This window comes from Hyalangium gracile (genome assembly GCF_020103725.1).
GTDB lineage: Bacteria > Myxococcota > Myxococcia > Myxococcales > Myxococcaceae > Hyalangium > Hyalangium gracile.
Genome location: NZ_JAHXBG010000001.1, coordinates 588,157 through 611,449, shown reverse-complemented (window position 1 = coordinate 611,449; position 23,293 = coordinate 588,157). Strand labels below are relative to the sequence as shown.

Sequence of the window (23,293 nt, the reverse complement as noted above, 5' to 3'; positions counted from 1 at the left end):
CCAGAGCACCACCCACTGGTATGCTTGTCATACCAGTTCGCGACAAGTCCGGCGGGCCGGGCCTCAGTGCCGGGCGCTCAGGCGCTCCAGCAGCTCCGGCAGCTCCTGGAGCAGCTGGGCATCGAGCTGCTCGAGGGCGTTGCGCATGGCCTCGATGTGCTCGTTGGTGCCGCCGGTGCGCGTCAGCCGCTGCAGCACGCGCAGCCGCTGGTTGCGCACCACGAGCCGCGAGAGGACCTCCTCCAGCTGGTGGCCTGGGAGCACGTTCACCGCGGTCTCGGCACCGAGCCGCTCACGGAGCTGCTCGATGAGGCGTGTGAGCTGCCAGGACTCGCTGTAACCCGCGGTGCGATGCATGAGAGGGATCCCAATGCCTCCAGGGCGCACTCCACTCAGTGTCGCTTCCAGACCAGACCCGTGAGCATCAGCCGGGAGCGCGGATCATCCATCTCCACACTCACGGCGCAGCCCGCCACTTCCATGCGCAGGGCGTAGGTGTAGCCGTGCGTGTTCCCGGCGCGCTCCTGCGTGGTCAGCGCTGCCACGCGGAACAGCTCGGCCAGCACCTGCTGGCGGACCTCCGTGGGTAGAGAGTTCACGGTGGGCTGCAGGGCCCGAGGGATGAGCACGGTGAAGGCTCGGGGCCTCGGGGCGACTTCCGCGAAATCCGTGGCGTTGACGTGATCCATGCGCCGCGGCGATGCCAGAAGCGTACCCGGTGAGGGCCTAGTGATTGCGAGCGCTTGGCGGCGGCCATGCGGATGGAGGCTGAAGAAACGACAGCCCGCGGGCTCGCCCTGCAGGGCAGATCACTGAAGACGGCAGCAGATGGCGTAGGCGGTGGGGATGGAGGCGTTGGTGGGAGGGTTGGGCAGGCGGCAGGTGTAGCCCTGGCCGCCGGTGGGGGTGCTGCCGTCCACGAACGTGACGCCGGTGGGGCCGAAGGTGATGCCCGCGCCGATGGTGGCGCCGTTCAGATCCGAGCAACCCCCGCCGGTGAGAATCTCATTGGTGGCACACCAGGCTGTGGAGTTCTTGTTCGTATCGATGTTGCCCTTGGCCATCCGGTGGATGCACCCCAGGGTGGGGGCGGGGTGGGTGTGGTCGGAGCGCGCGGCGGCGTTGGCGGTGCCGCTGGAGCCGAAGGCCACGGTGAGGGTGCCGCTGGTGTTGTTGAGCCCCGCGCCGATGGTGGAGGGCAGGCCGTTCAGCTTCGACTTGTCGGCGGAGGACATGAAGCCGCTGGTGGTGGTGGTGGCGTTGTTGTGTGGGTGGTTGGAGTCGGCGAAGGAGGCGGCGTTGCGGCCCTCGAGGCGGTTGCTGTCGTTGGCCAGCAGGGCATAGGGCGTGGAGACGACGGCCAGGCGGGGGGTGAGCTCGGACTGGCCGAGGACGGACACGCCCAGGTAGAGCGCCTGGCCGTTGAAGACGGACGCAGGCAGGGGGGTCGAGGTGCCGAGCACCACCGAGTAGTACCCGTTGGTGACGGCGGTCGCGGGGAAGGTCTCCTCCCAGAGGGGTGAGCCGCCGGTGGGCGTGGCGTAGAGGGCGAAGCGGAGATCCTGGGGCGTCGTCTCAGGCGAGTTGTCCGCGCGCAGCAGGCGTCCCTGGAAGGTCATCTGCCGGGGAGCGTCCACGGCGCGGGCGGAGGGCGGCAGCAGGACGAGCCCGGCCATGGCGAGCGCGAGGAGCCAGCGGGGCAGGGACAGGGTGAGTCCAGGGGAGAGAGCGTGATCCATGTCGAGTCCTCGGGGGACGAGGAGTGGCTGGCCGACAGGCGTGCGAGGGAGAAGTGCGCCTGCCCCTCGCGCGCGGCGGCTCCGGGGACTATACGCCTGCACACGAGGTTCACGGATGGGATGCTCGAAAACAGCGACTGGGACGGTGTGGGTTCCACTGCTGGTGGGGCTGGCGGCGGTGGTGCTCGGCGCGGGCTGCCATGATGATCCGCCGCTGGTGGGAGCGCAGGGGCGGCTGCGGTTGTCGGCCCAGCAGGTGACGTTCCCCGGAACCTACGTGGGTGTGACGCGCGAGCAGACGGTGCGGGTGATCAACGCGGGGCGCTCGCGGCTGACGGTGAGCTGGACGCAGGTGGAGGCGCCCTTCACGTTGGAGGGGCTGCCGGATGAGGTAGGCGCGGCCGAGGCGGAGGTGCGGGTGCGGTTCGCTCCCACGGCGCCGGGCCCGTACTCGGCCACGCTGACGGGCACGGCCGCGGGAGGCGGCACGGTGACGCTGACGCTGACGGGCGAGGGCCTGGCCATCCCCACCTGCCCCACGCCGCTGGCGTGCCACGGCTACACCTTCGATGTGGCGACGGAGAAGTGCGTGGAGACGCGGCTGCCGGATGGGACGACATGCGATCCGGGCAACGCGTGCCTGATGGAGGCCACCTGCCAGGAGGGCCGGTGCAAGGGCCGCGAGCGGGTGTGCAACGACGGCAATGCCTGCACGACGGACGTGTGCAATCCGCTGGACGGGTGTCAGACGGTGCCGGCGCCGCCGTGCCCGGGAGACGGCGTGTGCCAGGTGGGCGTGTGCGATCCGGCGACGGGCTGCGGGCTGGCGAAGGCGAAGGACGGCACCTTCTGCGGAGCGAAGCGGGGGTGCGACGTGGCGGACGTGTGCGTGGACGGGGCGTGCGTGGTGAGGGACTTGCCGGATGGCTTCGTGTGCGCGCCGTCCACGCCGTGCCAGGGCGAGGGCCGGTGCGCAGGCGCGGTGTGCGCGCGCCCGCCGCCCACGGTGCTGCGGCCCGACTGGAGCATGGACGCGCAGGAGCAGGCGCTGGATCTCCACGACATGATGATCTGGCCGGATGGGAACGTGACGCTGACGGGCTTCTTCGCGAGGCCCGTGCTGGACGCGACGAGCTCCACGCCGCTGGTGGCTCGGGACACGGCTCGACGCTGCATGCTGTGGAACGCGCGCCTTTTGTGCATGGACTACCCGCAGCAGGGGCAGGTGTCGCTGCTGGAGCGGGCGACGGGGCAGACGCGGTGGAGCTTCACGCTGGCGACGGCTCGGCCGGACCTGGCTCAGCAGACGAACAACACCATCTTCATGGCGCGGCTGGCGGTGATGGCGCCGGACCGGCTGGCGGCGCTCTTCGAGGCGTACCCGGTGGCCCAGGAAGGCAACACGCTGTGCCGCATCTACTTCCTGGTGGTGCTGGACGCGAAGGGCGGGCTGGTGTCGGCCACGCACCTGACGGATCCGCTGCTGGAGCAGTGCAACCACCCTCACCCGTTCGGCCTGGTGTCGGATGTGACGGGGGATCTCTACGTGACGTTCTCGCCCACGGTGAACACGGGGGCGCCGCTGCAGCCGGGCGCGCCGACGCTGGTGCTGGCGTACTCGTCGGATGGCGTGGAGCGGTGGCGGCGGACACTGCCCATCGGTGGCGGAGAGCTGGGCATGGTGCGCGGGCTGCTGCTGCCCGAGCGCTCCAACGCGGCGCTGCGAGCGCAGGACGGCATGGAGGTGGGAGCGCTGCCGGAGCTGGGGCGTGCGGTGGCCACGCGCGAGGTGCTGGTGCCGAGCCCCGAGGGCACCACGGTGAACCCGGGTGGGGGCGTTCTCGTCTCCTCGGAGCTGAGCGGGTTCTCGGTGCCGGAGCTGAGGCCGGCGTGGACCTATCGCCTGGAAGAGGGGCAGAGCTTCGCGTCGAAGGAACTGCGGCTGGCGGAGACGCTGCCGGGAAAGCCGGAGGGCGTGGAGACGCTGGTGCTGGGCTTCGTGGCGGACGGAGCGACGCCGACGCTGCTGGGAGTGCGAGCGAAGGATGGTTCGGAGGCGTTCCGCTGCGCGCTGTCCTACACACCGCGCTCGCTGCCGCAGCTCTTCGAGCTGGGTCCAGAGAGCCTGGTGATGATGGACGGGGCGAGCACGTGCGGCGAGTGCGATCCGCCGTTCGCCTACAGCCGCCCGCGCTTCCAGCGCTACCCGCTTCCGGGGTTGCGGTCCGCGGAGGCGCCATGGCCTGGCACGTTCGGAGGCCCGGGCCACGGACACCACGAGCTCCCGGTGCGCGCCTCACCCTGAACGGTAGCGCGGAAGCCATGAGACCTGTCAGGTCAGACGCCCCCTGTAGGGTGCTGCGTCATGACTTCGATGCTGCACGAGGGGCTGCTGCTCCTCTTCCGAAATCGCCCCACGCTGGCGGCCGAGCTGCTGAGTGACGCGCTCGGACTGCCGCTGCCTGCCTATTCCGAGGCGCGGGTGGAGTCCGCCGAGCTGACCGAGGTGGTGCCCACCCAGTATCGGGCGGACCTCGTGGTGCTGCTGTTGGACGGCAAGCCGGTCTTCGCCATCGTGGTGGAGGTGCAGCTGTCGCGGGACGAGGACAAGCGCAAGACGTGGCCGCTGTATCTGACCAGCTTGCGGTCGCGGGTGGGCTGTCCCACGGCATTGCTGGTGGTGGCACCGAACGCGGCGATGGCCCGTTGGTGCGCCCAGCCCATCGAGTTGGGGCATCCGGGCTTCGTGCTCCAGCCGCTGGTGGCCGGGCCGGACGCCATCCCCGTGCTCGTGGACGAAGAGGAGGCTCGCGAAGATCCGGAACTGGCGGTGTTGTCCGCCATGGCTCATGGCCGCGAAGAAGTAGGAACGAGCATCGCCAGAACAGTGATGGCGGCGGTGGCGGGGCTTGAAGCCGAGCGGGTCCGCCTTTACGTTGACCTGGCTATGTCCTCGCTGGGCGAGGCGGCCCGAAGAGCCTTGGAGGCGCTGATGGGAAGTGGCACCTACCAGTACCAGAGCGAGTTCGCGCGCAAGTATGTGGCCCAGGGCCTCCAGGAGGGACTCCTGAAGGGGCGCGAGGAAGGGCGTCAGGAAGGGCGTCAGGAAGGGCGTCAGGAAGGTATCCACGAAGGTGAGCGGGCAGCCTTGTTCGAGGTGCTCGACGCCCGGGGTCTCGAGGTGGATGCCGCCGCCCGCGAGCGGATCCTGGCCTGCAAGGATCTCGCACAGCTCAAGGTCTGGCTGCGCAAGGCGGCGACGGCGGAGTCCGTGCAGGAGCTCTTCGAGAACGAGTCCACGGTCCGCAAGGCCGTCAAGCGCGTCCGGAGCACCAAGGCGCCCAAGACTCGCTCCAAGCGCTGACTTCAGCCCCTACGGCAGGTCGGCGGCAGGCGGGCGCGGTGGTTCAAAGGAGGAGGCCAGCTCCGGGCTCAGGTGCACCAGCTCCTCGGGCAGCACCAGCGCCGGCAGCTGGAGCGTGTCATCCGCCCCCACCGTCTCCTTCGGCTCCCTCGTGTCGGGCGGATATCTGCCCGTCACGAGCCGGTAGGCCGTGATTCCCAGCGCGTACACGTCGTCGGCCGGACGGGCCTCATACCGGGCCGTGGTCTGGCGCCGGAAGTGCCACTCTGACGCGAGGACGGGGACCGCTGCAGCGCCCACGCAGCGCCCCCGGCATGCTCGGCGCGGTAGAGGGCGCCGTGCCTGCCATGACCGCGCCAGGCCACCACCCGCCAGGGGCCCACCTGGGTTCCAGGTGGCAGCGCGGCCGGACTCGCCGCGAGGGATGTCGCCATCGGTCACCTCTCTGCGGAACCCGACTTCGGTCCTCCGCCCCATCCCGAGCATGCCTCATGCCTGACCGGCTCCCTCCAGGGGAAGGTGCTCCTGCTTCTCCGGGCATGCGAGCAGGCACCCCTCGGGACAACGTTGCGGGATACATCCATCCTGCCCTACTCTGCAGGTCATGTCCCGTGTTCCATGGCAAGCCCGCCCCTCCGTGAAGCCACGCGCGAGGGCTGTCCACGGTCGGACCTCGTGGCGGCGGCCGGGGCAGTCCGACTCACTGTTCGTCCAGTTCGTCCGGGCCTCGCTGGTCCTCGCGTTGACCCTGAGCGGTGACTCGGGCCAGCAGCGCGCGCCGGCCAGGAGGCCCGCGCCGGCCGCGGCCGTGAAGCCTCGGCAGCCAGAGCGACGGGAGCGGCTCGTCACCGAGGGAACCCTGCAGGACATGCCCGACGGCACGCGCCTCACCGCACTGGCGGGCAAGGTGGACGTGACCAACCGCTACCTGTCCTCCGTCCTCGTCACCGTGGAGCTGGGCGAGGAACAGGCAGGCGTGTGCAGTGGAGCCGTCATCGGCCCCCGGCTCGTGCTGACCGCCGGCCACTGCGTCTGCCCGGAGCGGCGAGTGCCGGCCGAGGCGGGCGGCGTCCAGTTCATCATCGATGGCTCCGGCTGCGCGAAGACGGCCCGGGCCACGACCTCCGTCTACGAGCCGCGCTCGGCGCTGGGCAACGATCTGTCCTCATTCAGGAACTCCCACACCGGCACGGTGCGTCCCCACCCGGAGCTCCGAGTCCTCCTGGATGCCCAGGAAGAGGTGGTGTCCAGCACGGCGGACCTGGCGCTCATCGTCCTGGACGAGCCCCTCGGCGAGAAGTTCCGGCCCCTGCCCCTGACGGAGCGGGAGGTTCAGCTCCACGAGACCATCATCCTCGTGGGCTCCGGCTATGACGAGCTGGCTCGGGCCTACGACGGAGAGCGGCACGCCAGCAGGAACAAGAGCGCCGAGGTACCGGACCCCGAAGGCGGGAGGCTCCGCATCGAGCAGCCCGGAGGCCACCACTACCGCGGCGACAGCGGAGGGCCGTGCCTGCGAGAGAACCTCGAGGGCACCACGCTCGTGGGCATCTCCGCACGCAACCTGGGCCAGGGGGAGGCCATGACGAGCATCTTCCCCTACCGGGACTGGCTGCGCGCCGAGCTCCAGCGCGTCGCGGCCCTGCCCCTGCCCGAGCGCACCGACTGACCCCGCCGCAAGAGCCCCCGTCCGGCGGAAGTTTCGGCCGAACTGGTATGACAAGCAGACCAGTTGCCAGAAACCGGACCCGGGGTGGCTCCCTGGAGAGCCGTCGGTTCAGGCAGGCCGTGCATCCAGGATGCGCCCCTCCCGGAGCCAGCCTTCGGAGTCCACCCACAGCGGCGCACCCACCGCATGCACGCGCCCGGTCTCGTGGCGGGTGAGCCACCCGAGCCACGCGCACAGCGCCGCATCGAGCTGGTCATGCGTGGGCAGCTCGCCGACCGGGAAGCGCAGCCCCGCCGCCTGGAGCACCTCCCGTCGCCGAGCCCGTCCCGCGGGGGAGTCCTTCTTCGCCAGCTTCTCCACGGCCAGCCGGCGCCAGGTGGCCCCGGGAAACGCCTCGAACAGCCGAGCTTCGCCCACGTGCGGCGTGTCCACGTCCAGCAGCTCCAGCGCCTCGAACCTCCGCAGCGCCGCGAAGAGCAGCACGCTGCCCCGAACGAAGCCGCAGAAAGGCCGTCCCGGCTCGGGCAGCACGTCCGGTGTCCGCCCGGGAGCCCTCAGCACCCGCTCGGCCTCACGCACCGAGGCGCCCGGCCGCGCGAGCCCCTGAGGCCCATCCACCACCACCACATCTTCCGGGCCCACTGGAAACGCGGCGGCCAGCGCCTGCGCATCGAGCACTCCACCGCGCTCCACCTGCGGCCAGCGCCGCTCGTCGAAGCGCACCCGGCCGTGGGCATCCACCACCGCCACGTCCACCGGGCGTGGACGCCGGGAGAACGGATCGCTCAGGTCCCACCCCACGAAACTCACACTTCGAGACTATCCGAGACCTGGGAATGCTGCGGCCCACCCCTGAGCGCGTTAATTCCCCGCCTCCGTTTCCACGAGGGGCGACACACACATGAACTATCGGATGCTGGGCCGCACGGGCCTGTACGTATCGGAGCTGTGCTTCGGAGCGATGACGTTCGGCGGCGAGGGCTTCTGGAAGGTGGTCGGCACGCAGGGCCAGAGCGAGGCCGACAAGCTCGTGGCCCGCAGCCTGGACGCGGGCATCAACTTCTTCGACACCGCGGACGTCTACTCCAACGGCGTCTCCGAGCAGCTGCTCGGCAAGGCGCTGGGCGCGCGGCGCAAGGATGTCGTCCTGGCCACCAAGGTGCGCGGCCGTACCGGCCCGGGCATCAACGACGTGGGCCTGTCGCGCGGCCACATCATGGACTCGGTGCACAACAGCCTGCGCCGCCTGGGCACCGACTACATCGACTTGTACCAGATCCACGGCGTGGACATCGTCACGCCCCTGGACGAGACGCTGCGCGCGCTGGATGACCTGGTCCGCCAGGGCAAGGTGCGCTACCTGGGCTGCTCCAACCTGCAGGCCTGGCAGCTCATGAAGGCGCTGGGCATCAGCGAGCACCGCAACCTGGCGCGCTTCGAGTCCCTGCAGGCCTACTACTCCATCGCCGGCAGGGACTTGGAGCGCGAGCTGGTACCGCTGATGAAGGACCAGCAGGTGGGCCTCATGGTGTGGAGCCCGCTGGCCGGCGGCTTCCTGAGCGGCAAGTACCGCCGCAACGGCCAGGGCCCCGAGGGCTCCCGGCGCACCTCCTTCGACTTCCCGCCCGTGGACAAGGAGCGCGCCTACGACGTCATCGACGTGATGGATGGCATCGCCAAGGCGCACAACGTCTCGGTGGCGCGCGTGGCCCTGGCCTGGCTGCTGCACCAGCCCCACGTGACGACGATCATCATCGGCGCGAAGACGCAGGAGCAGCTCGAGGACAACCTCCAGACGCCCTCGCTCAAGCTCACCCCGGAGCAGCTCACCGCGCTGAACACCGCCTCCGCCCTGCCCCCCGAGTATCCGGGCTGGATGGTGGCGCACCAGAACAAGGACCGCATCCCCCAGCCCCAGTAGGGTGAGCAGGGCAGGGGGCCCGGCGGTAACTTCCCGTCCGCCCGCGCGTATCCAAGGTATGGACCGACGACGCAAGTGGTGGTGGGCAGGCCTGCTGGTGGTTCCCCTCGTAGCCATCGCCGCGGGAGCGGGTGACAAGCCCGCCAGCCCGCCGAAGGCAGCCGAGGCCTCGGATGCGCGCAAGAGCCCCGCTCAGGCGCCGAGCGCCCCGGAGCCGGCGGAGAAGGTCGTCAAGACGGAGGAGGAGTGGCGCAAGCAGCTCACCTCCGAGCAGTTCCGCATCCTGCGCGAGAAGGGTACCGAGCGCGCCTTCACCGGCAAGTACTGGAACAACCACGAGGCGGGCACCTACCACTGCGCCGGGTGCGGCCAGCCGCTCTTCGCCTCGGACACCAAGTTCGAGTCCGGCACCGGCTGGCCCAGCTTCTGGCAGCCCCTCGCGCCCTCGGCGGTGACGCTGCACGAGGACAGCAGCTTCTTCATGACGCGCACGGAGGTGGTGTGCTCGCGCTGCGGCGGACACCTGGGCCACGTCTTCCCGGACGGCCCGGAGCCCACCGGCCTGCGCTACTGCATGAACTCGGCGGCGCTCCGCTTCGAGAAGAAGCCGTAGCCCTCGCTAGAGCTCGCTAGAGCACCACGCTCCGGTCTCGCGCCACCCGGATGAGCGGCCTCGCGTCCTTCTTCAGACGCTTGGTGAGGTCCTCCACGGTGGAGTCCACGCTCTTATGCACCGACAGGTAGTTGTCGTAGGTGCGCGTGACGATGAGCATGCCGGAGATGATGACGCGCTGGAGGCTGTTCTGCAGCTCGGAGCCCTCGATGATGAGGTGCACCACCTCGCAGTACTCGCGCAGCGTCAGCAGCAGCTCGTTGAGGTTGTTGCGCTCCTCGGAGTTGGGCACCTTCGACTTCGAGTCGATGGAGCCCACGTAGATGAGCGGCTGGGCCAGTCGCTTGTGAGCCACCGCCACGCGCTCCAACACCGCCTTGGCATCCTCCTTGGAGGGTGGCCGCAGGTAGCGGACGAAGAAGATGCGGTCGACGACATCCGATTTGAAAGAGGTCGCGTCGTTCACAACGCCCTCGCTGCGTCGAAGGAGAGCCGTGCCGGCAGCCATCCAGCGCCAGGGGCAAGCCCTCTGAAAAGGTGGCGCATCCTGCCTGAGGAACCGGCTCCTGGGAAGGAAAATGCCCCTTCCCGGCGACTCGGGAAAGAGTGCCTTACCAAGTCTTTGCTGCTCAAGCGTTCGAGATGCGCAGCGCCCGGGCCGGTTCCTGGGTGGCTCTCGGAGCGGAGGCCTGGTGGATGAAGGGGCGCACCTGCTCGCGGAGCTTCTCGATGCCAGAGCCGCTCGAGGTGCCGTAGACGTAGCGGTCCGGCCGCACCACCGCCGTGTCCGACTTGAAGCGGGCGAACCACGCGGCCAGCTTGCCCTCCACGTCCACCACGTCCCCCGGCCGGGCCTCGCTCGCGCGGTCGGCGGGCAGCACGCGCACCAGCACGCCGTTGAGCTCCCGGGCGAACGCCTCGGCCGAGCCGAGCACCGGCTCGGTGACGCTCGCCAGGCACAGCACCGCGAAGCGGCAGCCCAGCGCGGTGTCCAGCAGCACCGTCTCTCCCCCGGGCAGCCCCACCCTGGGCTGGGGGAAGTAGGTGCCCTCGGCGGAGCCCTCCTTGTACTTGCCGCCGGAGATGAAGCCGTTGGGCAGGCGGATGGGAGGCCGGGCCTTGAACTCGCGGATGAAGCTGCGCGTCTTCGGGTTGTTGTAGCTCCAGCGCAGGAAGAAGTTGCGCACGGCCGCGATGAACTTCGAGCGCGCCAGGAACACCTTGCCCATCATGATCGTCGCCTTGATCATGTTCGTCGCGTGGGGGCGCCGCTCCGCCTCGTAGGTGTCCAGCAGCGAGTCTCCCGCGGCGCCGCGCACCACCAGGGCCAGCTTCCACGTCAGGTTGAGCGCATCCCGGATGCCCGAGCACAGGCCCTGTCCCATGAAGGGCGGCATCACGTGCGCGGCGTCCCCGAGGATGAAGACGCGCCCTTCCCGCCACCGCGTGGCCACCTTCGCCTGGAAGGTGAACACCGAGGCGCGCTGCAGCTTCATCAGCTTCGGGTCCACGAAGGGCGACATCAGCTTGTTCACCAGCTCCGGAGACTCCATCACCTCCGTGCGCTCGTTCTCGTGCAGCAGCAGATCCATGCGGATCTCGTTGAACGGGCCGCGCGTGACGAAGCCGGGCCGCGCCGGATCACACACGTAGTAGGTGAAGTCCGGCTCCGCGGTGGGCGTGGTGCCGGAGATGGCGATCCACGGCTCCTCGTAGGAGGTGCCGGCCAGGGTGCTGCCCATCAGCCGCCGGATGGTGCTGTGCGAGCCGTCCGCGCCCAGCACGTAGCGGGCGCGCAGCTCGCGCGAGCGGCCGGTGCGCCGATCCTTCACCTGCAGCGTGACGCCCTCCGCGTCCTGGGTGAGCGACTCCACCTCGTGGCCCAGCCGCAGCTCCACGTGCGGGAAGCGCTTGAGCCCCTCGCGCATCACGTGCTCCATCTGCGGCTGGTTGAAGAAGGACAGGCCGTGGTGCCCGTTGCCGAAGTCCAGCTCCGAGAACACCGCCGAGCCCAGCACCTGCTTCTTCGCGTCGATGTAGTCCATCGACTTGCAGTCCCAGAGCGTGATGGCCAGCTCGCCCTCCAGGCCCGCGATGCGGAAGTTGCGCTGGGTCTCGTCGTCGCACGAGAAGGCCCGTGGCTGGGAGTGCGTGGTGAGATCCTTCTCGAGGAGCATCGTCCGCAGGCCCTGCTGTCCCAGGAAGTTGGCCGTGATCGCCCCCACGGGGCCACATCCCACGACGATGACGTCGACGATCTCAGAGGACATCTCGGTTCTCCACGAAGAGGAGGCCCGCCAGCAGGCGGGGAGGAGCACGGCGGGAGTCTAGCGGATGCGGTTCGTCGCGGGTGGCCCTGCACGGTGCCCAGGCAGACGCAGGCACTGCCGGGTCCACGGCGAGTCCCAGTGCGGAACCCGGCGCGTGGAGCGCACGGCGGCCTTCCAAGGAAGCAAGGGTCTGAGGCGGGGGATCGGCGCTCCTGCGTTCACTGCGCGGGGCTGGAGAGCATCCGGACCACGAGGACTAGATGACCAGGCCTCGGTCCCTCGCGACCTGGATCAGCGCCGTGGGATCCTTGTTCAGGCGCCGGGTGATGTCGAACGAGGCACCCGAGATGTTTTTGTGCACCGACATGTAGTTGTCATAGGTGCGGGTGATGATGAGCATGCCGGAGATGATGACGCGCTGGAGGCTGTTCTGCAGCTCGGAGCCCTCGATGATGAGGTGCACCACCTCGCAGTACTCGCGCAGCGCCAGCAGCAGCTCGTTGAGGTTGTTGCGCTCCTCGGAGTTGGGCACCTTGGTCTTCGAGTCGATGGAGCCCACGTAGATGAGCGGCTGGTTCAGCCGCTTGTGAGCCACCGCCACGCGCTCCAACACCGTCTTGACGTCCTCCTTGGAGGGAGGCCGCACGTAGCGGACGAAGAAGATGCGGTCGATGATGTCCGACTTGGGTCCAGGGATCGCGGCACTCACGACGCTCACACTCCTCGGCTGAGACGAGGGCTCGGTCCTCGGGAGAGCAGAGGGCTTCAGGAACAAACCCTCCGCGGGTGGGTATCCTGCATCAGCCACCGGGGAATGGGAAGGAAGTTACCCCGCCCCCGGCTGGCTGCCTGCTCGTGAGACGGGGAGGGCTCAGGCCTGGGGGCGCGCGCTGAGCAGCTCCACGTCTCCCACGTAGCTGTCCCACTGCCGCAGCGTCCCCTCGGCGCTCACGCGCATGAGGCTCAGGTAGCGGCGCAGCAGCTGCTCGCTGGTGAGGTGCTGGGCCAGCAGGTCCAGGTTGCCCTGCCAGTGCCCGTCGTCACCGCCGTCGTACTCGATGTGAGAGCTGAGGAAGTTGGTGGCCTTGTGCGGATCCTTGATGCCCCAAGAAGCCACGCACGCGTTGAGCCGCTCGATGAAGCCCGGAGCCAGGTGGCCGGTGACGCCCTCGGCCGCCAGCGGCGCGGCCAGCAGCAGCAGCGGGTCGTTGTAGAAGCCGATGGCGCTCTCCTGGGCGCACATGAACTCGCGCGTGGGCGTGTTGGGCTGCGCCAGCTCCATGGCGTAGTGCGGATCCTCGCCCAGGTGCGCCAGGTCCCTCTCGATGATGATTTCATGGTTCACCTCGCCCTTGAGGTGCGAGATGAAGTGGGTGCGCAGCTCCGTGGTGGGCGAGAAGCCCACGCAGCGGCCCAGCAGGCGCGTCGTCCACCGCACGAACTGGTGGAACTGGGTGAGGCAGTGCACGTACTGCTCGCGGGTGAGCGTGCCGGCCTCCACCTCGCGGAAGAAGCGCGCCTCGCGCACCGGGGTGAAGAGCGACTCGTGCAGGGTGTCGAGGATTTCGTGCACCAGGAAGCCCGGCTCGATGGTCTGCCCGGCCTTGGCGGCCTCGTCGAAGGCCTGGTTGAGCAGCAAATCCAACCGCTGCGCCTTGGCGCGGAAGGCGCCGGTGCCCGGCACGTCGATGCGGGGCACGCCGGCCAGGGTGATGAGGCCGTAGCGGCGAGCGGTGGGCGTGTCGTCATCCGCCATGAGGAAGGCGGCGGTGTGGCGGTCCCAGCTGCGCGCCTGGCGGAGCGCGGCGTAGAGCAGCACGGCCTGGGTGCCCGCCGGCGCGTCCGGCGCCACGTGCACGCGGGTGAAATAGGCGGCCGGCTTCAGCACGGCCGGGGCCAGCCGGGTGCGCGCCTGGAAGTCCGAGTCCTCCGCGTGCAGCACGCTGGCGAAGGCCACCGTGCGCCCCGAGGCGCGATCCACCAGCGCCACGTCATAACCCCGGCTGCCACTGGCGCCGTCGGTGCTCAGGAACTCGGCGGCGCGCGCGCTGGCCAGCGACGCCAGCGGCGCCGGGCTCGCCTGGGGCACCCGGTCGATCACCGCGTCCAGGGTGGCGGTGACCTTCTGGGTCGTCACCTGCGGGCGCGGCTTGTGCTGCCAGATGGGGTTGGACTTGGAGGCGGTGGCGGTCATGGGTACTCCTGTGGGGGTAATGCGAAAGGGGCGCAGCAGGGATTTGAATGGGCGACGGGAACCAGGATCCGGAAAAAATGCTGCGCCTCTGTAAACAGGTTGGATCCGCGAGGCCCATTATCCATGAGATTCCCGTGCCGTTTTCAACGGAGGGGCGGCGCTTTCGACGCGCCAGGTGAGCCGAGAGCCTGCTCGCCCTGTCCGAAAGTGCTGTGAGACACCTACCTTCGTCCGACACGTAGGGAAGTATCATCCACCAGCGGTAGGGGTGCTGGAGATGGAGAGCACCACCTTGCCGCGGCCATGGCCGCTGTCGAGCCGGCGGTGAGCGTCGGCCACCTGAGCGAGCGGGAGGACGGACTCCACGAGCGGCTGGAGGTGATCGCGCTCGATGAGGCGGGTGAGCTCCTCGAGCCTTCGGCGCTCGCGCAGGAGGAAGACGCCGTGGAGGGTGAGGTTGCGCGGGTAGAAGGCGCTCATGTCTCCGCTGAAGCCGAGGATGGTGGCGATGCGGCCGCCGCGGCGCACGGCGGGGATGGTGGGGATGACCTGGGAGCCGGTGGTGTCGAAGACGGCGTCCACGCCGACGCCGCCCGTCTCGCGCAGCACGGCCTCGGTGGCGTCCACGCGCTGGTAGTTGATGGCCACGTCCGCGCCCAGCCTGCGCAGCGTCTTCTGGTTCTCGGTGCCGGCGGTGGCCAGCACGTGCGCGCCGGCCGCCTTGGCGATTTGCACCGCGAACGAGCCCACGCCGCCGGCGCCGCCGTGAATGAGGATGGTCTCTCCCACGGTGAGCTGGAGGCGGCGGATGACGGCCTCCCAGGCGGTGCCGCCGGCGAGGGGGACGGCGGCGGCCTGCTCGTGGGTGAGGTTGCGCGGCTTGCGCGCGACGATGGCGGCGGAGACGGCGTTGAACTCCGCGTAGCTGCCGCTGGGGTTGTCGAAGATCTCCGGGGTGTAGAAGACCTCGTCGCCGCGAGCGAAGCCGGTGACGCCGGGACCCACGGCCTCGACGACGCCGGACACGTCATAGCCGAGCACCACGGGAGGGATGAGGCCGGCCCAGGAGCCGTCCTGGCGCAGCTTGGCATCCACGGGGTTGGTGCCGGAGGCCACCACGCGCACCAGGAGCTGGCCGGGGCCAGCGGTGGGGGTGGGCACGTCACGCTCCTCGAAGACGTCGGGCCCGCCGAAGCGGGAGATGACCATGGCTCGCATGGGCAACGAGCTTACGCGCGTACGGCACGGCGGCAAGCCACGGGCGGGTGGGGCGCGCGCGCGGTGCAAGGAGATTGACGGGTGCGGGCACGCTCCGGGAAGGTGTCGGTCCGCCCGTTCATGCTGGCGCGGTGGAGGCGAAGCTCATGGCGCTCGTGTTTCCAGTGAAGCCGGTGACGGTGGGCCCCATTGTCGGGCACACCACGGACACGACGGTGCGGCTGTGGGGCCGGGGCTCGCCGCCGCCGGTGGGCGCGGGGGTGATGTGCCACGGCGTCGCGCAGCTGCTCGAGGCCGGCTCCACCACGCCCTCGCAGGCGCGCTACTTCAAGCTCTTGCCCGAGGACGACTTCACCGGCAGCGTGGACTTCACGGGGCTGAAGCCGGGGCAGACGTACGCGTACCGGATGGGCTTCTTCTACTCGGACGTGGAGCAGCACCTGCTGCTGCCGGCGGTGGGGCTGGAGCTGCAGGACGCCAGCGCGAGCGTCTTCCGCACCGCGCGCGCGCCGGGCAGTCCGGAGCTCTCGCTGGTGTTCGGCTCGTGTCGCCACCCGGTGCCGGGCCTGGAGGACATCCTCAGCTTCGGGCTGCCGGACCGGGGCGATCGCGTCTTCCGCACCATCCTGGATCAGGTGGAGGGCGGCCGGCCCACGGACCTGATGTTGATGGTGGGCGATCAGATCTACGCGGACGTGGCCGCGTCGGACAAGACGTTCGCCCAGTACTGCGCCAACTACCAGCGCTCCTTCTCGCAGCCGAACCTGCGGCGGCTGCTGTCGCGGGTGCCCACGTACATGACGCTGGACGACCACGAGCTGATCGACAACTGGTCCATGGATCGGCTGCATGATGCGAGGCAGTCGCCGGAGCAGCTCGCGGCCACGCGGGCGCGGTTCATCGCCGCGCTGCAGGCGTACCGTTGCTACCAGGTGGTGCACGGACCGGCGCTGGAGCGCAAGCACGAGCAGGGGCTCACCAACGCCATCACCCGCTACTGGTACACCTTCGAGTCCGGCCCCGCGCGCTTCTTCGTGATGGACGTGCGCACCGAGCGCTACAAGCACGCCCAGCCGCCGGAGATGATCAGCGCCACGCAGCTCCATGCGCTCGAGGCGTGGCTGAGGGCGGACAAGGGCGGGCTGAAGTTCGTGGTGACGCCGGTGCCCTTCTTCCCGGACATGCGGCTTGCGGGCTGGGGCCTGTCCGAGCGCAACGACAAGTGGGCCGGCTTCCAGCACCAGCGCCAGCGCCTGCTGGACTTCATGCGGGACGAGGGGGTGCGCCGCGCGGTGTTCCTCTCGGGCGACGTGCACGTGTCGTTCTGGACGGCGTTGAAGAGCGCCTCGCGGCCGGACTTCCGCGTGCACTCCATCATCTCCTCCGCCTTCAACACTCCGGCCATCACCCCGCCGGAGCTCCTCTTCGAGACGCGAGGCATTCTCGACGGGCAGACGGACTACGTGCTCGACGGGCATGGGGGCTACACGCCGGTGAGCAACTTCACCCGGCTGAGCTGGAAGGAGCCCGTGCTGCGCGTGGAGATCTTCGATCGCAAGGGCAAGCGCCTGTACGAGACGTCGCTGAACCTCGACGCGTGAGGTGTTCGTGGCGGGCTACTTCCTGCGGAAGACGACCTCCGCGCCGCCGGAGGCGGAGACGTTGCGCTGGGAGGGCGAGCTGGCCACGTGGACGGTGCTGCCGCCGGACAGGTCCGCCGAGACGCTCTCGGAGGGGTTGGCGTCCACCTGGGCGCCGCCGCTGGCCTCCACGTCGAGCGCTCGGAGGCTGAGGTCCTTGCCGTGCACCTCGGCGCCGCCGCTGGCCTCCACCTTCATCGTGTCCGCGCGGCCCTTGAGCGTCACCTCGCCGCCGCCGCTGGCCTCCACCTTGAGGCTCTTGGCGTCCACGTTGCGTACGGAGAGCTCGCCACCCCCGCTGGACTCGACGGTGAAGGTGTCCGCGGTGGTGGCCTCCGCGTCCACCTCGGCGCCGCCGCTGGCCTCGACGCTGGTGAGCCTGGGAGTGGAGATGGTGACACGCACCCCCTTGCTGTTGGAGCCGAACCAGGAGTTCTTCTCCATCCGGACGATGAGCTTGCCGTCCACCACCTCGGTGCGGACCTGGGCCAGGCGCTTCTCGTCACCGGAGATGCGCACGGACTTGGGGCCGACCTTCACCTGGGCCTCCAGGCCGTGGCTGATCGCCACCCCATCGAAGTCGGAGACCTCGCGGTTCTCCTCGCGGTTGCCACCTTCGGCGAAGGCGCAGAGGGACAGCAGCAGGGTGGGGACGACCACGGCGGCGCGAAGGGTCTGCATGGCGGCTCTCTCCCGAAAGGAAGGAGGCGCGAGAGCCTCCCGGTGATCGTCTGTACGCGAGAGCCCGGGAGCCATTGCACGCCGGGGTGAGCCGGGCCGCTATACCCCTTCAGGAAAGTCGGGTGAGGGAGTGGGACGCGAAGCCAGGCGCCAGGGAAGACCCGAGCCAACGGGCAGGCCGGTGGTGTCGCGGACAGGACGAAACCGTCGCCTCGAGCGCGAGGCACCCGCCTGAGTGCTGGCGAGCGCCCACTCCGGGTGCGGAGCCTGGACCAGTTACTCAGGCGCCTCCCCAGCGTCCACCGGCAGAGCGGCCTGGCCCTCGCTGGGGACAGACTCCTTTTCCTCGGCAGTGGAAGCGTCCGGGCACGGGCCAGGTGAACCTCTGGCGTCCGCGGCCGAGACTGCCGAGAAGGAAGGAGGTGCCCAGGCAAGCATCAGGGTGGGCGCGGAACAGAAGCTGGCAGGAACACCGTAGGTGGTGGAGCGAGACGCAGGTGGGGCCGGAATGGGTGCGGGGCAGCGGGAATCACCCTGCCACTCGCCAGCGGGGAGTGGAGCGGGTGGAGCTACGAGAGCGTTCCGGCTCGAAGTGGCGCACGCGAGGGTGCCCCCCTCCTCGTGGACCGGGGCCCTGCCTGTCGGCCGGACTTGTTGCGAACTGGTATGACAAGCAGACCAGTTGCTGGCGTTCTCGCCCGACACGGGCACCTCCCCGGAAGGCGGTAGGGGCACAGGCGCGGTGTGCGCAGCACGCACCGGGGCCAGCCGGTCGAGCAGCGGCTCGTCAGCGGCCTTCAGCAGCGCCGGCAACTGTTGGCGAAGGGCCTGGGCGTCACGGTCGGCCAGAGCGTTGAACACGCACTGGGCCCACTGCTGGAGGGCCTCCGGTTGCAGCGCAGGGAGCAGCGCGTCCGCCAAGCCTCGGAAAGCCTTCTCCAACGACATCAGGAGCAGCAGGTGGCCGGGACGGTCCGCTGCTTGGGCTGCCAGCCGCAGCAGGTCGAACTCTCGCTCCACCCACCGGGTGCGCTTCTCCTGCCAGCGGGCCTCATCTCTCAACGCGAAGCTGGCATTGAGCAGCTGCTCCACAGCGGGCTGGCTGGCGTGCTCGCAGCAGGCGGCCAGTAGCTCCACCGTCACCTCCCGCTTGAGGGCGAAGTACCCCTCGAGCAGCGGCCGGCGATCCATGTCTTGGCGGCCCTCGGGAAGCAGCAGCTTCAGGCTCTCGAGCGACAGTGCTTCACCGAGTGGCACCGTGCGGCTCTGTCTCCCCGGGTGTTGAACGATGAGTCCTCTGGCGGCCAGCCCCTGGAGGGCTCCTCGGATGGTGGTGCGCGACACCCCATAGCGCTGGGCCATCTGCCGCTCGGAAGGCAGCCTGCCTTTGGGCCACTGCCCCAGGGCAATCGTTTGCTCCAACTGCTCCGCCACTCTCGCCACGAGCCCCTTGTGTTCCATCCTCGCCGCCCTCCTCGTTGCACGCCTCCTCCATCCAAGCAGAGGCCTCTGACAACGCGTGCGGCAGTCCGAGGGAGAGGCTGCGTTCATCTCCGGCAGCAGCACCGATGGGGTGAAGGCGGAGCGTCAGTTCGCGTCGAGCTCGTCGAGCGAGAGCTTCAGGGCCGTGGTCTCCCCGGGCTTGATCTCCACCGGTAGGCGCAGGCTTCGACCGCTCGCGTCCACGAGCTTGAGCGTCTGCTTGCCCGTCGGGAGGCTCAACTTGAAGAGGGGGGTGTCTCCCAGGTAGCGCCGCCCCAGGTACACCTTGGCATAGGGCGTGGTGACGAGCGTGAGCGTTCCGTTGCCACCCGGAGCGGGCGCCGCGGCGGCAGCATCATCGGCGGAGGCGTCCTCGTCCTCGCTGGCCCCGGGCTTCGCGTCCCGGCGCGTGCGCTTGTTGGTGGCGGGACGGGACTTCTTTGTCGTGTCCGCCTCGGCCGTGAGGACCTCCTCGCTCTTGGCGGTGGCGGCCTCGATCTTCTCCTCCGGAGGTGTCGTCTCGGCGACGGCGGGCTCCTGGGGAGCCGTGTCCGGGGGCGTGGCGGGAGGTGTCGCCTCGGCGGGCGGAGTGGGGGTGGCGGGCTCGGCGGTGGTGGTGGGCTGGGCGGGGGTTGGAGGTGCGGGCTCGGGCGCGGGAGCTGGAGCTTTCGCGACGGGCTCCGTCGGCTGGGTGGGCGGTGCCGGGGGTGGCTTCAGGGGCACGCTGGTAGCCACCGCCGAAGCCGCAGGGGATGAGCGCAGTCCCAGCAGTCCGCTCAAGCGACCGCCATCCCATCCGAGCGCCACCACCGTGACCACCGCCCCCAGCAGCAGCAGGGCCACGGCCAGCATCACCCACGCCCCGTTCTTCTTCTTCGCGGGCAGGGCCATGACGGGCGAGGTGAGGAGGGTGTGCCCTTCCTCGCCCTCGGGGATGAGGGTCTCGTTGGTGTCCGACTGCGGTTCCTCTTCTTCCACCCGCAGCGCGCGAACGGGCCGGGTGGTGATCTCGAAGTCGGACTCCTGTCGCGGAGGGGGCGGCGTGGGCACGCGGCGCCGGGAAGGGCGCGCTCCAACGTTGCTGGGAGGCTGGGGGATGCGCTCGCTGGACGTCGGTGAGCGCCGGCCCCCGTTGTGCTTCACCGCGGGCGTGTGCTCGTCATCGGCCGTGTCCGGGACAGGAGCACCCTTGGCGACCGGACTGTCCGCATGGGGGAAGGTCCCCATGGCGTTGAGGTCCACCCGCTCCATGATGGTGCGCAGCGCGGGATGGGAGTCGTCATCGTCCTCATCGGGATCGACCGGAGGCGGCAGGGGCGCCACGCGCGGGGAGCTCTGTCGCGCCGGCGGAGGTGAAGGCGCGGGAATCGTCTCCGCCGAGGAGTTCGTGCGCCCGGTGTCCTCCCGGGGCGGCGGGGGAGGCAGGGTGAGCGCGCTCGAGGCCAAGGTGCTCGTGCGCTTCTGCGGCAGCGGCTCGAACACCGGCCGACGGGTGGCGACTTCCGGCGGCGCCACCGTCACCGAGGCGCTCGTGATGCGGCGCGGGGGGGCTTCCTTGGGAGGCGGTAGCGGCTTGAGCAGCGGCTCCTGCGCCGGAGGCGGAGGCGGCGCCGGCGCGGCGGCCTTCACCGAGGGCAGCCCCGTCTGCGAAGGCGCTCCGGGCCGCCCGGCGGCGGGCAGCGCGGGGGTGATCAGCGGCAGGCGCGTGGCGCTCACCGGATCAGCCGGAGGCGGAGGGGGCTCCGGGGGCGCGGGCGGCGAGAGGATCTGCGCCAGGTTGACCTCGCCGGTGGTGTCGCCGCTCATCACCTTGCCGGCCATGAGCAGCTGCCGGGTCTGCTCGCGCCGGTCCGAGAAGAGGCGCCGGATCAGCTCTCCGCTCTGCTCCGGGTGCCAGATGAGGGGGCCCACGGCGCGCTCCAGGGCGCGCGCGAACTCGAGCGTCGTCGCGTACCGGTCCTCGCGCTTGCGCGCCAGCGCCTTGAGGACGATGGCGTCCAGCTCCGGCGGGATGGCCTTGTTCGCGCGGGACGGGGGCGGCACCTGTCCTTGCAGCACCGCTCCCGCGCCCGCCTCGGGCGTCTTGGAGTGGAACAGGCGCAGGCCTGTGAGGCACTCGTGCAGCACCACGCCCAGGCTGAACAAGTCACTGCGCGAGTCCAGCGGCTCGCCGAGGATCTGCTCCGGGGACATGTAGCCGCTGGTCCCCTTCACCATGCCGATCTGCGTGCGGCCCTTGCGCGCCAGGTTCTTGGCGATGCCGAAGTCCAGCAGCTTGGTGACGCCCTCGTACGTCACCATGATGTTCTTCTCGGCCACGTCGCGGTGGATGACGGGCGAGGGCCGGCCGAGCGGATCCGTGAAGGTGTGCGCGTAGTGCAGCGCCAGGGCGGTGTCGCGCACGGCCTCCAGGCTGAAGCCCACCGGGATGGGCTCGTTGGCGGCGCGGCACGCCTTGGCCACCTCCACCAGCGTGGCGCCCGGGACGAACTCCATGGCCAGGAACAGCTCGCCCTCGGCTACGTCCAAGTCATACACCTGGGCGATGTGCGGGTGGTTGAAGGCGGCCGTCACCCGCGCCTCGTCCAGGAACATCTGGACGAACTCTTCCTCGCCAGCGATGTCCGGGAGGATCTGCTTGAGCACCACCAGCTTGCGGAAGCCCGCCAGGCCACGCTGCGACGCGAGGAAGATCTCCGCCATCCCGCCCGTGGACAGGCGGCAGAGCACCTCGTATTTGCCCAGCTTCCGGCCGCTGAAGGCGTCCGGTGCGAGCGGCAGCGTGGAACCACCCATGTGAGAAAATCGAGTCTACACCGCGAAACCCCCTGGGCTGAAAGAGCGGCACAGGAATTCTACACACATGGGGTTGGCCTAGACTCGCGCGCGTGAGCACACCCTCCCGCTCTTCGAGCCTGCTCCCGCTGCTCCTCCTCTGGCCGCTGCTCGGCTGTGAGTCCACACCCGGCGGCGTGCACGTGGTGGTGGAGGGCGCGCTGGTGCCGGGCGCGGACTTCGATCGGCTCTCCGTCGTCGCGCTCCAGGCGGGCACCAGCACCCCGCTGGGCCTGGCCACGCTGGAGGGCGCCCAGCTGCACCTGCCCGCCACCTTCAACTTCGAGTCCGGCCCGGCCACGCCCGCCGGCACGCGGCTCACCGTGCGCGCCACCGCGGAGCGCTCGGGCGTGGTGCGCTCCACCGCCTCCAGCGAGGCCACGCTCACCGAGAAGGGCGGCGCGCGCCTGACGCTGACGCTGCCTCCCATTCCCCCCGCTCCGGACGCGGGCATGGCGGTGGAGGCCTGCGACAACGGCCTGGACGACGACGGCGACGGCCTGCGCGACTGCGCGGACCCCGAGTGCGCCGCCCGGAGCTGCCAGCCCGGAGGCCTCACCTGCGACGAGGGCGTGTGCGCCTGCCCCGGACGGATGGTGGGTGCCCCCGTGGTGCGCACGGGCTTCTCCCGCCGCTCCCAGCCCACGGTGCTGGTGCCGGGCGCCGGCCCGCTGGCGGGCTCGCTCGTGGTGGCCGGAGGCCGTGACGCCCAGGGACGCCCGAGCGCCGCGCTGGACATCTTCTTCACCGAGACCGGCCGCATCTCCACCCAGTCACTCGCCGTGGGGCGGGCCGAGGCCAGCGGCGTGGCCCTGCAGGACGGAGGCGTCGCGGTGCTGGGCGGCGTGCGCCTGGGCGATGTGCCCGAGCCCAGCCTCGAGTGGCTCGAGCTCGACGGGGGCACCACCCGCCTGCCCTTCACCCCCACGCTCACCTCCCGCGGTGCCGCCGCCGGCCGCCTGGGCGGCGACGCGCTACTGGCCGGAGGCAGACTGGCCGCCGCTCAGGAAGGCAGCGTGGAGCAGCGCAACCTCGCCGTCCGCGTGCGCCCGGACACCGGCGCCCAGGAGGTGCTGGGCCGCCTTTCTCTTACATGCCCCGCAGGAGGCGCACCCCTGGGGCCCTCCTTCCTGCTGGCCGGCGGCTGCCCCGGCTCGGGCGCCACCTCCCGCACGGATTTGATCGGCCCCACCGGCACCCTGGGCGTGGGGCCTGCCCTCCCCGCCGCCCTCGAGGGCCCCGCCGTGGTGGAGCTGACCGGTGGCCGCGCGCTGGTGATCGGCGGCTCCGAGCGGGTGGGCGCCTCGCTGGTGCCCTCCGCCCGGGCCTTCCTGCTCGAGACCTCCGGCGACGTGGTGCGGGTGCGCGAGGTGCTGCCCATGGACCGGCCTCGCCCCAACCCTCGCGCCGTCCGCATCGGCAATGGCTGGGTCTACATCGAGGACGCCAGCGGCGCTCCGGCGGCCTGGTTTGATCCTGCCTCCGAGCGCTTCACCCCCGCCACCCCCCTGCCCACCCGGCGCCACCACACCCTGGCCGGCGGCTCTGGCGCCCAGGTGTATGCCACCGGCGGCTCCGGCGCCGACGGCGGCCTGGAGGACTCCACCCTGGTGCTGGAGCTGCGCTGCCTCTAACGCACGCGATTCAACACTCGGAGAGCCCGTCCC

Annotated in this window: 20 protein-coding genes; 7 read left to right on the top strand and 13 right to left on the bottom strand. The window is 70.2% G+C overall.

The window, feature by feature from the left end:
• Positions 1-63 precede the first annotated feature (63 nt).
• The 3 genes from KY572_RS02580 to KY572_RS02570 form a co-directional block, all read right to left on the bottom strand.
• On the bottom strand, positions 64-357 hold the full coding sequence (locus KY572_RS02580; RefSeq protein ID WP_224240528.1) for a hypothetical protein: 294 nt from the start codon (positions 355-357) through the stop codon (positions 64-66).
• A gap of 35 nt (positions 358-392) precedes the next feature.
• Positions 393-689 (bottom strand): HIT family protein, encoded by a 297-nt coding sequence (locus KY572_RS02575; protein WP_224240527.1) that lies wholly within the window; start codon positions 687-689, stop codon positions 393-395.
• Positions 690-809: 120 nt separating this feature from the next.
• The gene (locus KY572_RS02570; protein ID WP_224240526.1) at positions 810-1,739 is read right to left on the bottom strand and encodes a hypothetical protein; all 930 of its coding nucleotides are present in this window, start codon (positions 1,737-1,739) and stop codon (positions 810-812) included.
• A gap of 115 nt (positions 1,740-1,854) precedes the next feature.
• Between KY572_RS02570 and KY572_RS02565 the strand changes: the two genes are divergently transcribed.
• Both KY572_RS02565 and KY572_RS02560 read left to right on the top strand, forming a co-directional pair.
• Entirely contained in the window at positions 1,855-4,044 is a 2,190-nt protein-coding gene (locus tag KY572_RS02565) for a tenascin-X (RefSeq protein ID WP_224240525.1), read from the top strand.
• Between the two features lie 60 nt (positions 4,045-4,104).
• Positions 4,105-5,103: a Yae1 family protein gene (locus KY572_RS02560; RefSeq protein ID WP_224240524.1), complete on the top strand. Its 999-nt coding sequence runs from the start codon at positions 4,105-4,107 to the stop codon at positions 5,101-5,103.
• A gap of 9 nt (positions 5,104-5,112) precedes the next feature.
• Here the strand turns inward: KY572_RS02560 and KY572_RS02555 are convergent, their stop codons facing one another.
• A complete protein-coding gene (locus tag KY572_RS02555) occupies positions 5,113-5,403 on the bottom strand; it encodes a protein kinase family protein (protein WP_224240756.1) in 291 nt (96 codons plus the stop codon).
• Between the two features lie 337 nt (positions 5,404-5,740).
• Between KY572_RS02555 and KY572_RS02550 the strand changes: the two genes are divergently transcribed.
• Positions 5,741-6,772: a trypsin-like serine peptidase gene (locus tag KY572_RS02550; protein ID WP_224240523.1), complete on the top strand. Its 1,032-nt coding sequence runs from the start codon at positions 5,741-5,743 to the stop codon at positions 6,770-6,772.
• 108 nt (positions 6,773-6,880) lie between these two features.
• Here the strand turns inward: KY572_RS02550 and KY572_RS02545 are convergent, their stop codons facing one another.
• The gene (locus KY572_RS02545) at positions 6,881-7,582 is read right to left on the bottom strand and encodes a DUF429 domain-containing protein (RefSeq protein ID WP_224240522.1); all 702 of its coding nucleotides are present in this window, start codon (positions 7,580-7,582) and stop codon (positions 6,881-6,883) included.
• A gap of 91 nt (positions 7,583-7,673) precedes the next feature.
• Here KY572_RS02545 and KY572_RS02540 point away from each other — a divergent pair, with 91 nt between their 5' ends.
• Together KY572_RS02540 and msrB are read left to right on the top strand one after the other, a co-directional pair.
• A complete protein-coding gene (locus KY572_RS02540) occupies positions 7,674-8,693 on the top strand; it encodes an aldo/keto reductase (RefSeq protein ID WP_224240521.1) in 1,020 nt (339 codons plus the stop codon).
• Between the two features lie 58 nt (positions 8,694-8,751).
• The gene (msrB, locus tag KY572_RS02535) at positions 8,752-9,306 is read left to right on the top strand and encodes a peptide-methionine (R)-S-oxide reductase MsrB (RefSeq protein ID WP_317987796.1); all 555 of its coding nucleotides are present in this window, start codon (positions 8,752-8,754) and stop codon (positions 9,304-9,306) included.
• 16 nt (positions 9,307-9,322) lie between these two features.
• Here the strand turns inward: msrB and KY572_RS02530 are convergent, their stop codons facing one another.
• The 5 genes from KY572_RS02530 to KY572_RS02510 all read right to left on the bottom strand — a co-directional run bounded on the left by KY572_RS02530 (position 9,323) and on the right by KY572_RS02510 (position 14,988).
• Entirely contained in the window at positions 9,323-9,772 is a 450-nt protein-coding gene (locus KY572_RS02530) for a DofB protein (RefSeq protein ID WP_224240520.1), read from the bottom strand.
• A 163-nt stretch (positions 9,773-9,935) separates the two neighbouring features.
• Positions 9,936-11,576: a bifunctional 3-(3-hydroxy-phenyl)propionate/3-hydroxycinnamic acid hydroxylase MhpA gene (mhpA, locus tag KY572_RS02525; protein WP_224240519.1), complete on the bottom strand. Its 1,641-nt coding sequence runs from the start codon at positions 11,574-11,576 to the stop codon at positions 9,936-9,938.
• A gap of 256 nt (positions 11,577-11,832) precedes the next feature.
• Entirely contained in the window at positions 11,833-12,285 is a 453-nt protein-coding gene (locus KY572_RS02520; protein WP_224240518.1) for a DofB protein, read from the bottom strand.
• Between the two features lie 162 nt (positions 12,286-12,447).
• On the bottom strand, positions 12,448-13,770 hold the full coding sequence (locus KY572_RS02515) for a hypothetical protein (RefSeq protein ID WP_224240517.1): 1,323 nt from the start codon (positions 13,768-13,770) through the stop codon (positions 12,448-12,450).
• 249 nt (positions 13,771-14,019) lie between these two features.
• Positions 14,020-14,988 carry a zinc-binding dehydrogenase gene (locus KY572_RS02510; protein ID WP_224240516.1) on the bottom strand — a complete coding sequence of 323 codons (969 nt, stop codon included), beginning with the start codon at positions 14,986-14,988 and terminating at the stop codon, positions 14,020-14,022.
• 146 nt (positions 14,989-15,134) lie between these two features.
• Between KY572_RS02510 and KY572_RS02505 the strand changes: the two genes are divergently transcribed.
• Positions 15,135-16,589, top strand: a complete 1,455-nt coding sequence (locus KY572_RS02505) for an alkaline phosphatase D family protein (protein WP_224240515.1) — start codon at positions 15,135-15,137, stop codon at positions 16,587-16,589.
• Between the two features lie 15 nt (positions 16,590-16,604).
• Here KY572_RS02505 and KY572_RS02500 read toward each other — a convergent pair whose 3' ends face one another.
• The 3 genes from KY572_RS02500 to KY572_RS02490 form a co-directional block, all read right to left on the bottom strand.
• Positions 16,605-17,309, bottom strand: coding sequence for a head GIN domain-containing protein (locus tag KY572_RS02500; RefSeq protein WP_224240514.1), 705 nt, complete (start codon positions 17,307-17,309; stop codon positions 16,605-16,607).
• A gap of 276 nt (positions 17,310-17,585) precedes the next feature.
• On the bottom strand, positions 17,586-18,770 hold the full coding sequence (locus KY572_RS02495) for a FadR/GntR family transcriptional regulator (protein WP_224240513.1): 1,185 nt from the start codon (positions 18,768-18,770) through the stop codon (positions 17,586-17,588).
• Positions 18,771-18,896: 126 nt separating this feature from the next.
• Positions 18,897-21,587: a serine/threonine-protein kinase gene (locus tag KY572_RS02490; protein ID WP_224240512.1), complete on the bottom strand. Its 2,691-nt coding sequence runs from the start codon at positions 21,585-21,587 to the stop codon at positions 18,897-18,899.
• 92 nt (positions 21,588-21,679) lie between these two features.
• On the opposite strand from KY572_RS02490, the gene KY572_RS02485 reads away from it, so the two are divergent.
• A complete protein-coding gene (locus KY572_RS02485; protein WP_224240511.1) occupies positions 21,680-23,260 on the top strand; it encodes a Kelch repeat-containing protein in 1,581 nt (526 codons plus the stop codon).
• Positions 23,261-23,293: the final 33 nt, after the last annotated feature.

Excerpts from the sequence above, each read along its gene's own strand:
- KY572_RS02500 (WP_224240514.1), bottom strand. The coding sequence starts at position 17,309 with ATGCAGACCCTTCGCGCCGCCGTGGTCGTCCCCACCCTGCTGCTGTCC.
- KY572_RS02570 (WP_224240526.1), bottom strand. The coding sequence starts at position 1,739 with ATGGATCACGCTCTCTCCCCTGGACTCACCCTGTCCCTGCCCCGCTGG.
- KY572_RS02540 (WP_224240521.1), top strand. The coding sequence starts at position 7,674 with ATGAACTATCGGATGCTGGGCCGCACGGGCCTGTACGTATCGGAGCTG.
- KY572_RS02560 (WP_224240524.1), top strand. The coding sequence starts at position 4,105 with ATGACTTCGATGCTGCACGAGGGGCTGCTGCTCCTCTTCCGAAATCGC.
- KY572_RS02510 (WP_224240516.1), bottom strand. The coding sequence starts at position 14,988 with ATGCGAGCCATGGTCATCTCCCGCTTCGGCGGGCCCGACGTCTTCGAG.
- KY572_RS02580 (WP_224240528.1), bottom strand. The coding sequence starts at position 357 with ATGCATCGCACCGCGGGTTACAGCGAGTCCTGGCAGCTCACACGCCTC.
- KY572_RS02565 (WP_224240525.1), top strand. The coding sequence starts at position 1,855 with ATGGGATGCTCGAAAACAGCGACTGGGACGGTGTGGGTTCCACTGCTG.
- mhpA (WP_224240519.1), bottom strand. The coding sequence starts at position 11,576 with ATGTCCTCTGAGATCGTCGACGTCATCGTCGTGGGATGTGGCCCCGTG.
- KY572_RS02505 (WP_224240515.1), top strand. The coding sequence starts at position 15,135 with ATGGCGCTCGTGTTTCCAGTGAAGCCGGTGACGGTGGGCCCCATTGTC.
- KY572_RS02515 (WP_224240517.1), bottom strand. The coding sequence starts at position 13,770 with ATGACCGCCACCGCCTCCAAGTCCAACCCCATCTGGCAGCACAAGCCG.
- KY572_RS02575 (WP_224240527.1), bottom strand. The coding sequence starts at position 689 with ATGGATCACGTCAACGCCACGGATTTCGCGGAAGTCGCCCCGAGGCCC.
- KY572_RS02490 (WP_224240512.1), bottom strand. The coding sequence starts at position 21,587 with ATGGGTGGTTCCACGCTGCCGCTCGCACCGGACGCCTTCAGCGGCCGG.
- KY572_RS02495 (WP_224240513.1), bottom strand. The coding sequence starts at position 18,770 with ATGGAACACAAGGGGCTCGTGGCGAGAGTGGCGGAGCAGTTGGAGCAA.
- msrB (WP_317987796.1), top strand. The coding sequence starts at position 8,752 with ATGGACCGACGACGCAAGTGGTGGTGGGCAGGCCTGCTGGTGGTTCCC.